At 49.8% G+C, this 9,738-nt stretch carries 10 protein-coding genes; all 10 read left to right on the top strand.

The genetic code is table 11. The features are described from left to right. The first annotated feature begins 212 nt into the window (after positions 1-212). A complete protein-coding gene (locus tag HOK28_06545; GenBank protein MBT6432732.1) occupies positions 213-1,157 on the top strand; it encodes a hypothetical protein in 945 nt (314 codons plus the stop codon). Further along, positions 1,154-1,492 carry a flagellar motor switch protein FliN gene (gene fliN, locus HOK28_06540; protein MBT6432731.1) on the top strand — a complete coding sequence of 113 codons (339 nt, stop codon included), beginning with the start codon at positions 1,154-1,156 and terminating at the stop codon, positions 1,490-1,492. The genes HOK28_06545 and fliN overlap by 4 nt, the downstream gene beginning before the upstream one ends. After that, positions 1,489-2,565 carry a flagellar biosynthetic protein FliO gene (locus HOK28_06535; protein MBT6432730.1) on the top strand — a complete coding sequence of 359 codons (1,077 nt, stop codon included), beginning with the start codon at positions 1,489-1,491 and terminating at the stop codon, positions 2,563-2,565. Before fliN ends, HOK28_06535 begins: the two co-directional genes overlap by 4 nt. Positions 2,566-2,995: 430 nt before the next feature. After that, entirely contained in the window at positions 2,996-3,775 is a 780-nt protein-coding gene (gene fliP / locus HOK28_06530; protein ID MBT6432729.1) for a flagellar type III secretion system pore protein FliP, read from the top strand. Beyond that, a complete protein-coding gene (locus tag HOK28_06525) occupies positions 3,772-4,053 on the top strand; it encodes a flagellar biosynthetic protein FliQ (protein MBT6432728.1) in 282 nt (93 codons plus the stop codon). Before fliP ends, HOK28_06525 begins: the two co-directional genes overlap by 4 nt. Then, positions 4,050-4,805 carry a flagellar biosynthetic protein FliR gene (locus HOK28_06520; protein MBT6432727.1) on the top strand — a complete coding sequence of 252 codons (756 nt, stop codon included), beginning with the start codon at positions 4,050-4,052 and terminating at the stop codon, positions 4,803-4,805. Before HOK28_06525 ends, HOK28_06520 begins: the two co-directional genes overlap by 4 nt. Next, positions 4,805-5,878 carry an EscU/YscU/HrcU family type III secretion system export apparatus switch protein gene (locus HOK28_06515; protein ID MBT6432726.1) on the top strand — a complete coding sequence of 358 codons (1,074 nt, stop codon included), beginning with the start codon at positions 4,805-4,807 and terminating at the stop codon, positions 5,876-5,878. The genes HOK28_06520 and HOK28_06515 overlap by 1 nt, the downstream gene beginning before the upstream one ends. Beyond that, positions 5,875-8,010 (top strand): flagellar biosynthesis protein FlhA, encoded by a 2,136-nt coding sequence (gene flhA / locus HOK28_06510; protein ID MBT6432725.1) that lies wholly within the window; start codon positions 5,875-5,877, stop codon positions 8,008-8,010. The genes HOK28_06515 and flhA overlap by 4 nt, the downstream gene beginning before the upstream one ends. 1 nt (position 8,011) lies before the next feature. Further along, complete coding sequence (gene flhF / locus HOK28_06505) at positions 8,012-9,265, top strand: flagellar biosynthesis protein FlhF (protein MBT6432724.1); 1,254 nt, start codon at positions 8,012-8,014, stop codon at positions 9,263-9,265. Positions 9,266-9,322: 57 nt separating this feature from the next. Beyond that, a partial coding sequence (locus HOK28_06500) for an AAA family ATPase (GenBank protein ID MBT6432723.1) occupies positions 9,323-9,738 on the top strand: 416 nt, incomplete at its 3' end.

Below are 9,738 nucleotides of genomic sequence, written 5' to 3'. Positions count from 1 at the left end.
CTTGTGTTTTGAGGTGGTTTGGGCACACCCCTTGCAAGGTTAGTTCATGTGATGATTTTCGTGCAAATATACAAATCGATTTTGGCATTGTCCTGCGAGGCAAGTGTGAGTCTCGTCTACGCATTGGGTGGACATGATTTTTGGAGTGTGAGTGTTGGGGGCCTATCGCAGGACAATGCCTTTTTATTTAGTAAGCCAGGAGGGTTGTGCAGATGAACATTAATACGCCGCTCTTAAGTGCCGAGGAAATGGAAGCCCTAAGGGCGGATCTCGCGCAACCTAAATCCAGGCAAGCTGAGCCAGTTGATTTGGCCAGCGGGGATCATGCGCTTCGCAAGGTTGTTCCGATTATTGAGCGCCGCTTAGAGCTGCTCACCGGTGCAGTCGATATGGCTGTAGCCCGTACGATTCGTGAAACCTTAACCAATAAGACTGATCCGCCAGACGTTATCGGTCCACGTACGGCCTCTGGCACGATGCGTGAGCTGGCGATGGTTGCCGAAATCCATGCCGCCGAATACGGCTTGGTGGGGTACTTAGGTATGGAAACTCTCTTGAGTTTCCTATTGATTGAACGAGCATTCGGGGCTGCTGTGGCCACAGGGCCTGCGGCGGATGCAGACTGGGTTACTCCCCAGCGGCAGCGACTTACAAGCGTTGAGCGTCATACTCTGATGCCTCTTATGAATGTGTTGGCTCGAGAATTACGAATTCGTGTATTTGAAGAATTGGATGAGGATTTTCAAGTAGAACCGATTCCGGGTGGATTACCACCAGAGCTCCCACCGCAGGTTGAAAGCACCATTATGTGGCGCATGCGGTTTGATTTGGGCGGTGAGAAGAGTGGGCTGGTATTGATTTTACTCCCGAATATTCTCGAGCTTTTAATTCGCAAGGACCGAGTAGAGACCGACGAACTGCCTTTTATTATGTCGGCACATGTTCACCAGACGAAGGTCAAGGTCAGCAGCAACCTCGGTGCGGTGAATATATCTGTGAACGAATTGTTGAAGTTAAAAGAGGGGGATCTACTTCGCTTGGACAGAAGTCAGGAAGAAGTTGTTCCAGTGATGGTGGAAGGCAAAACGAAGATGTTGGGCATGCCTATTCAGTGTAATGGTGCGTTCGGTGTTGAGATTAAGGCGAACTACAAATGACAGACGATATGACTGTGCCTGAGGGCGATGATTATGATGAGATGGATATGGATCCAAGGGACCTCGACAGGGTCTTAGACGTTCGGATTGAGCTTGCGGTTGAGCTGGGTAGACGCCGGGTACGTATTTCAGAAGTTTTGTCCCTGGGGCCTGGTTCGGTCATAGAATTTCCAAAATCAGCCGATGAACCCCTCGATATTATGGTCAACGACCAGCTCGTCGCTCGCGGCGAAGCTGTGGTCATAGGCGAGCGCTATGGTGTTAGAATCACTGAGGTTGTTAGCCCTAATGAGCGTCTCAAAAGCAGCGGCGTAGTGAAAGAGGTGCCATTATGATTACAACTTTAACTCTGTGTAGCACATTGCTGATGGGGGCCGGTTTTTGGACTCCTGATGCACCAAATGTTGAAGAGCACTCCTTTGTTTTATCGATGGATGAACTGGACCGGGATTCGTTGGAGCAGGCGCGGATGCACCGAGCAACCAATCGTAAGATTGTGGTGTTTATTCCGGGTTTACGGGCAAAGCGTATAGTCCGCAAATACAAAGAAGGCCCTGTTAAGACGATGCGTGTGAAGCGCTTGAAGCGGGGCTCGACGATTTCGCTTTTTACACGAGGCTCATCACGAGAAGTTTTCAAAAACCTCAAGCTTGAGACCCGCACTGGCAAGGCAATAAGCATCAATATGATGCAGGAAGAGCCTGAAAGTGCAATCAAGTCGGTTGCGGAGAAGGCGGCCGCGGTTGCGAATGTGGTTGTGGAAGAAGCATCGGCCAGGAACGATGGGGAAGCTAACGTTGAAAAGCCAAGATTGGCCACGGGTAGCAGTACTATGGCCGCGTCCGGTTTTTTCGGCCTTATCATCGCGGCATTGAGCATGATTCTCTGGTTTCTGAAGAGCAACAAGAAAATCGACCTTTTGGATGATTCGATTGATGTCGTTGCGGTTAAGCCGTTCGGCGGAAAGCACAAGCTTGCATTGATTGAGACATGCGGTGAAAAGCTTCTGCTGGCAGCCAGTGATAAGGGCGTAACGCTCCTGAGCCATGTGGGAAGCCATTTGGTACCTGAGCAAGAGCAAGGTATGGGTGCCGCTTTTGGTGGCTTCAATATCCCTGACTTAAACCCTGTACCGCGGGCCGAGCCTGAAATGGCTGAAGATGACTTCATACCGGTGCCTACTGAGACGACAGCGGCAGCAGCTCGCCCTTTAGCGAAGGATTTACCCGAGCTTGAGAGTGATGACTCGTTGAAGCTTGCGACTGCAAAGATTAACTCTGGGTCTTTGTCGAAAGACCTGGAGGGCTTGGTAAAGCTGCGTGAGAAGCGTACGACCAAGAGCAAGATGGCCGTAAGCGGCTTAGCCGGTCATTTAGCTAACCGCTATCGCAGTGGTGCGGCAGCCTAATTAGGCTAAGTTCCCAGTGAGCGGATAGGTGAGCTGCGTCAAGGCGCGTCCGTTTGCGAGATTGCCACCCAAGGCAACCGTAAGCTCACTGCCTCTTCTGTGTCTGGCCTCATCAAGGCCCGGTCTGGAACCTTAACTGGACCGATTTAGCCGAGTTTCTCTCGGCATGATTCCTGTTTTCCCCATCCAATCCAGCAGATCGTCAAAGGCCCGTCATTCCGTCGGCACCTTGGCGGAAATCTTGAGTTATTTTTCAGCTAAGCAGGGTTCTTTTTATGTTTGGAACAGATAAATGCTATATAAATCAATCACTTAGGTTCGATCGGCTGCTTTTTCAACTTTGGGCACAACCCTTGCATACCTATAAGATATGAAGATTTCCGACCAAGTAACCACCAACGAGCCAGCATCGCAGAGCGGGGCTGACACCATGGCGGTACGTAATGCTGAGAAGGCTGGAGCGACAAGCCTGGCGCGGATGGCGGGACTCATTTCTGTCGCAACCGCACTGATTCTTTTGATTCCAAGTCTCTCGTCGGCAGCTTCAAACTTCAACATCAGTCTCAACGGCGACAGCGACACTCAGATGGGTGCGGCCTTGAAGATGATTTTCGTTCTAACGCTCATCACCTTGGGACCAACCGTTTTACTTACGATGACCAGCTTTGTTCGAATCGTAGTGGTGTTCTCGCTGCTTAAAACCGCTTTGGGAACCCAAACGACACCTCCGCAGCAAGTATTGATGGGATTAGCCTTGTTTTTGACCGTCGCGATTATGTGGCCAGTGGGTCAGGACATCTACACGCGCGGCGTAGGCCCATACATGGAAGGCGAAATTGAGGCGAAGGAAGCCCTCTATCAGACGATTACTCCTCTGCGTAAGTTCATGTTGAAGCAAACTCGTGAAGCCGATTTGATGCTTTTTTACGAAATCAACAAGGAAGCTCGGCCGGACAAGCCTTCAGACGTGGAAATGCACTTACTGATTCCAGCATTCGTCATCTCTGAGCTGCGTACGGCATTCGAAATGGGATTCCTCGTATTTATCCCATTCCTATTACTCGACATGGTCGTGGCGTCTTTAACGATGTCCTTGGGTCTGGTTATGTTGCCTCCCGCGCTTTTGAGTATGCCTTTGAAGCTGATGCTCTTTGTCTTGGCTGATGGTTGGAATCTCATGGTCGGCTCAATCGTTAGGAGTTTCGGGTGAACTCTGAATACGTCATGCAGGTATTAAACGAGATGCTGACCTTAGCGGCGGTTATATCGTTTCCGTTATTGGGAATAGGTATCTTTGTGGGTCTCATCGTTGCCATCTTCATGGCCGCGACCCAGATCCAGGAAGCTTCATTAAACTTCGTGCCCAAAATCTTCGCGATTGGCATCGCGCTGATTATCGTGGGTCCGTGGATGATTGATACGCTTGTAAATTATACAGTCGACCTTTTCGCAGGAATCGTTGAACTCGGACCAGGAGTTTATCGATGAATTTGAGCGGGATGGAAAGTATCGCAATTTCGTACGGCCTTGTTTTAGCAAGGGTAGGCGGCGTTGCGGTAGCATTACCACTCTTCTCGTTCGAAGTGGCTCCGATGGTTTTCAGAACCATGTTTGTGGTGCTTTTAAGTACCGCTCTTTTCGTCTCGATGCCGCCTGTGGCGCTTCCTGCAGAACTTCTGCCCGCTATTTTCATGGACTTCCTAAATGGTGTGTTCATGGGTTTGCTCGTTCGGGTTGCACTGGGTGCAGTTGAGGTTGCGGGTGAAATTGCGGGCGTTCAAATGGGTTTTGGATTTCAGAAAACAGTAAACCCATTGAGCCGTGAGCAGAGTGGCCCAGTGACGAACATCATGTTTACCATGGCAGGTGTTTTGTTCTTCACTTCCGAAAGCCATCATCAAGTTGTTCGGGGCCTGGCGCTTAGCTTGCATACGATGCCGCTTGGCGGCGCAGAATTTCGCGGTGATATCGAGGGACTCGTAATGCACAACGGTGCATCCATGCTTGAAGCAGGGTTTCTTATTAGCCTGCCATTGATTGTGGTCTCAGTTATCACTCAGCTTTGCTTCGGTCTTTTGACCCGGGTGGCGCCGCAGCTCAATGTGTTCGCGCTTGGTTTCGCTTTTATGATTGGAATCGGATTTTGGTCATTGTTGCTTTTTGCACCAAATGTTGGCTGGTCGATTCATAACTTTTTTGACAGAAGTCTTGAGGACTTAGTGTCGACGGTGGCTGGATAATGTCGGATCAGTCAGACGAAGATAAGGAAGAAGCCCCCACGGGGAAAAAGCGTGCTGAAGCACGCGAGAAGGGTCAATTTGCACAAAGCAAAGACCTTAACACCCTGTCCTTGTTGGTTGGTGGTGTGGCAGCTTCCATGGTCTATTTCACCCAGAGCGCGGTGAGCATGACTGCCTTTATGCAGCAGACCTTAGGTGACCTGTCTCAGCCGATTGGTGCTCCGCTCTATGACGCGATGGCTGATACTTACATGCTAACGTCTTTGCCGGTCATGGTAACTGGTCTTGTTGTAGCCATTGCATTCGGTCTTGCTCAGTCAAAAGGTTATTTTAATCTTGAGAAACTATCTGAGCCGAATCTCGATAATCTGATCAATCCGCTTATGGGAATCAAAAATTTACTTTTGACCAAAAAAGCAGCGACTCAATTTCTCTTTTCTTGTTTTAAAATCGTCGTTGTCGGTGGTCTTTGCGCTCATGTTATCTGGGGCTGGCTCGAGGGCTACACCACAGCCGAGGCTTATGCACTCGGCAGTATTCTTGACGGTGCTAAAGACGTCGTAATGGAGCTGGTTATGAAGGCCGGCGTGGCATTCATGATTATCGCGATCATTGATTTCATCATTAACTGGTATGAAACAGAGCAGCAGTTGAAGATGAGCTTTAAGGAGATCAAGGACGAGCATAAAAGCACCGAGGGAGACCCAAAAATGAAGGGCCGCCGGATGCAAATGGCTAGAGACTTGGTGGATTCTCGTTCAGTTAAGCATGTTGCAGAAGCTGACGTAGTGGTTGTTAACCCAACTCACTATGCGGTGGCAATCAAGTACGACGGCTCAAATATGGCGGCTCCAAAAATAGTCGCTAAAGGCGTTGATGAGCAGGCTGCTCGGATTCGGTCAATAGCACGGCAGAATCACATTCCAGTGATTCCGCAACCACCTTTAGCCCGTGCGCTGTATCGCCAGGTTAAAGTGGGCGGCGAAGTACCAACCGATCTCTATCAAGCGGTCGCATTGGTCTTGGCACATGTTTATCGCCGTAAAGGTAAAAACAATCGGAGCGCAGCATGAGTGACGCAGCCAAGCAACTAACGGGTCGCACACAAGGCGGCTCAGCACGAAGAGGCCCGCTCTCGATCATCGGTACAGATAACCTCTTTGCTGGCGCCATGGTTGGCGTGATTGCAGTGATGATTCTCCCACTGCCTAGTTTCATTATGGATCTACTGCTTTCATTCAGCATTAGCGCGGCGATGGTGATTTTTATTCTATCGCTTAACATTGAAAAGCCGCTCGACTTAAGTTCGTTCCCATCGATTCTTCTTGTTTTGACGCTGGTAAGACTTTCGCTAAACGTTGCCTCGACCCGGTTAATTTTAAGTAAGGGCGACCAGGGCGCCGATGCAGTGAGCCGAGTCATTAAGTCTTTCGGAGAGTTTGTCGTTGGCGGCAACTATGTCCTCGGTATCATTATCTTCCTTATCCTTGTTATTATTAACTTCGTCGTTATTACCAAGGGCTCAGGTCGAATTGCAGAAGTATCAGCACGTTTTACCTTGGACGCGATGCCGGGCAAGCAGATGGCCATCGATGCCGAGCTAGCAGCAGGTGCCTTAACCGAAGCCGAAGCAAAGCAACGAAGAGAAGACATTCAAACTGAAGCGAACTTTTTTGGCGCAATGGATGGTGCTGCAAAGTTTGTCCGCGGTGATGCCATTGCGGGACTGGTCATTACTGCCATTAATATCATCGGCGGCTTAATTATCGGTACCATGCAGCAAGACATGGATGTGGCTGAGGCCGCTAAAACGTATACCATGTTGACCGTTGGTGATGGCTTGGCCTCACAACTACCATCGCTTTTAACGAGTGTTGCATCAGGTGTTATCGTCACTCGAACATCGACCCCCGGCGCATTGGGCGATACGGTTATGGACCAAGTATTAGGTCCAAAGCGCCCGTTGGTCCTTTCTGCGGTCTTTTTGGGAGCACTGGGTATTGTGCCAGGAATGCCGCATGTCCCATTTCTACTCTTAGCAGCGGGCATGGCCTACATGGGTCTCAAAAGTGATGACACCGCGTCTGAAGAAGAAGAGTTCGAGGAGCAGCAGGAAGCTCAGTCTTCTAAGAGTGAAAAAGAACGAGAAGAACTTGAGAGCCTACTGCCTGTAGACCTCTTGGAAGTCGAAGTGGGATACGAGTTGGTTCCGCTTGTGGATGGTAATCGTGATGGCGCGCTGCTTGGTCGTATCAACGGTATCCGTAAGCAGCTTGCACAAGATTTGGGTGTTGTTGTTCCGCCGATTCATATGCGTGACAACTTGCAATTACGCCCAGGTGAGTATCGTGTCATGTTGTGCGGAAACAACATTGGCGCGGGAGTTTTGCAGGTTGGTGCGATGCTGGCAATGAACCCCAGCGGTGGGATGCCAGAGTTAAACGGTGAAGGAACGACCGAACCGGCGTTTGGGTTGCCTGCTAAGTGGATTTCACAAGCGGACTCTGAACGCGCTGAGCTTATGGGTTACACGGTTGTTGATGCCGCGACAGTCGCAGCGACACATCTAGGTGAATTGCTCGCTCGAAACTGCCACTTGTTGATTGGTCGACGTGAATTTGCCGAGCTCATTGAGCTTCACAGCCGAGAGAATGAAAAGGTTATTGAGGAACTTATCCCCAATATCTTGCAGCCTGGTCAGGTGATTAAGGTTCTTCGAAATCTTCTCTCCGAACGTATCTCAATTCGAGATTTCAGAACGATTCTTGAAACTCTTGCTGATTTTGGTGACGATATTAAAGACCCAGATCAGCTTACAGAGGTTGTGCGACAAAGACTGTCTAAGCAGTTGACTGCAAGCTTCTTAGACAGCGCCGGCAACGTCTCAGCACTGGTTCTATCTCCTCCAGTTGAGATGATTTTCCGGCGCCTGCAAAACCCAGCCAGTGGCGGAGTCCTCAATGCAGAGGAACTTCAGGGTATGCTCGACCAGTTCCAGCACAGTGTAAGCACTTTGCCAGGTACTGAAGGAATGCCGGTAGTCGTTGTTCCGGCTGATATTCGACGCTCGGTGATGATGTTCGTAGGACGTCATATACCTGGTATTAGTGTTCTTAGTTTTCGCGAAATTGAGTCAGATGCCAATCTACAGACGATTGGTGTTGTTGGTGGGGCCATTGATGGTCAATTGAGAGGGGCGGCGTAAAATGCAAGTTAAGAAGTTCATCGCAAAAGATATGCAGGATGCATTGGTAAAAGTTAAAGAAGAACTGGGTTCAGACGCGATTGTGTTTGGTTCTCGGCAGATTCGCACCAAAGGTATGTTTGGTCCGGCGGAGATTGAGGTAACTGCTGCAGTTGATGATGTGAATCCTGCGGCAGCGGCAGCAGCGGCTGGATTTCAAGCGAATGCCGCTCGTGATGCGAACAACAGCGATGTTTTCGATGTGCGACTTAAGACGCTCCGTAACGAAATCAGAGGATTGCGTGAAGATTTACGCACTGAAGAATTCGAGTCGGCCCGGGAAATGCTCGTAGACCAACTTGAAGGTGTGCGTGAAATTCTGGCAGCTTACTCAATTAAGAGTGTTGGCGGTACTCAGGATTGGTTTACTTGTATCCTGGACAGCGCAGATGTTGACCCTGAGTTTCGTCAACGAATCGTTGCTCGCTGCCATCGCCGTTTTGAGCGCCTGGCCGCTGACAATGAAGTTGCGGCGCGGTCTGGAACATCGCTTCAAATGCAGGCCATTACAGAGGTGATGGGTGATATTCTCGACACTGAGCGTTACAGTGGACCAGCTCGTAACAAAGTCGTTGCAGTTGTTGGCCCAACGGGCGCGGGTAAAACGACGACACTCGCTAAGTTGGCGGCCAATGCTAGCCTTATTCGAAAGCAGAAAGTTGGCTTGATTACGACCGACACTTACCGTGTTGGCGCAGTTGACCAGCTTCGTCACTATGCAGACTTAATCGGTGTGCCTCTGGAAACTGTGAGTACGCCTGAGGAATTCTCATACGCAATGAACCGTTTCGCACGGTATGATCTTGTGTTGGTGGATACGGCAGGTCGTAACCCAGGTGACCAAAACCAGGTGGCTGATTTACGGACAATGTTTCGCCAGTATGACGTAGAAACCCATTTGGTTATCCCTGCGGCGACTCGTCAGTACGAAGTGAACGATATTTTAGTTCGATATCATGGCCTTGCACCGGCAGCTTTGATCTTCACGAAATATGATGAAGCTCGAGTGTTTGGCGCCATGGTGAATGCTGTAATGGCTTCAGATTTGCCTATCTCGTTTATTACGATGGGACAGCGCGTTCCTGAAGACATCACGCGGCCACGGCCGCAAGCAATTGCACGAAGAATCGCAGAAAGTGTGTTGGAGTTTGCTGGCCCAAGCGTGGGAAGAACGGTAGAAACTCAAGAGGATCAATTAACGCGAATGGCTGGGTAGAGTGTGGGGATGTTGGGGTCGCTTGCTGAGGGAATAGAATCCCGGGGGATAGTCGAAATGACTCAAGGTAACGATATGTCGAATACTGGTACAACCAATGAAGCACCTGCACGTGTCTTGGCAATTGCCAGTGGCAAAGGTGGGGTTGGGAAGACCAATATTGTATCGAACTTGGCAATTGCTTTTTCGCGGGCCGGTAAACGTGTTTTGGCGATGGACGGTGATTTAGGTTTGGCTAACCTGGACATTGCTTTTGGCCTTACGCCAGACATGACTTTACTCGACCTATTCGATGGTACGGGTACGATTCAGGAAGTCATTTGTGATGGACCTGAAGGCGTGAAGCTTTTACCTGGTTGCAGTGGTCGTTACGACGTTGCGAACCTAAATGAGCAAGAGCGTTTTTCTCTCTTTGCTGCCATCGATAGCCTTGAGGATGATTTTGATATTTTGATGGTCGATACAGGCGCCGG

The organism is Deltaproteobacteria bacterium, from assembly GCA_018668695.1.
GTDB lineage: Bacteria > Myxococcota > XYA12-FULL-58-9 > XYA12-FULL-58-9 > JABJBS01 > JABJBS01.
This window is presented reverse-complemented; position numbering and strand designations above follow the sequence as displayed.

What these genes read in the sequence shown, in the direction of transcription:
- HOK28_06545 (MBT6432732.1), top strand. Translation starts at nt 213, where the DNA reads ATGAACATTAATACGCCGCTCTTAAGTGCCGAGGAAATGGAAGCCCTA.
- fliN (MBT6432731.1), top strand. Translation starts at nt 1,154, where the DNA reads ATGACAGACGATATGACTGTGCCTGAGGGCGATGATTATGATGAGATG.
- HOK28_06535 (MBT6432730.1), top strand. Translation starts at nt 1,489, where the DNA reads ATGATTACAACTTTAACTCTGTGTAGCACATTGCTGATGGGGGCCGGT.
- fliP (MBT6432729.1), top strand. Translation starts at nt 2,996, where the DNA reads ATGGCGGTACGTAATGCTGAGAAGGCTGGAGCGACAAGCCTGGCGCGG.
- HOK28_06520 (MBT6432727.1), top strand. Translation starts at nt 4,050, where the DNA reads ATGAATTTGAGCGGGATGGAAAGTATCGCAATTTCGTACGGCCTTGTT.
- HOK28_06515 (MBT6432726.1), top strand. Translation starts at nt 4,805, where the DNA reads ATGTCGGATCAGTCAGACGAAGATAAGGAAGAAGCCCCCACGGGGAAA.
- flhA (MBT6432725.1), top strand. Translation starts at nt 5,875, where the DNA reads ATGAGTGACGCAGCCAAGCAACTAACGGGTCGCACACAAGGCGGCTCA.
- flhF (MBT6432724.1), top strand. Translation starts at nt 8,012, where the DNA reads ATGCAAGTTAAGAAGTTCATCGCAAAAGATATGCAGGATGCATTGGTA.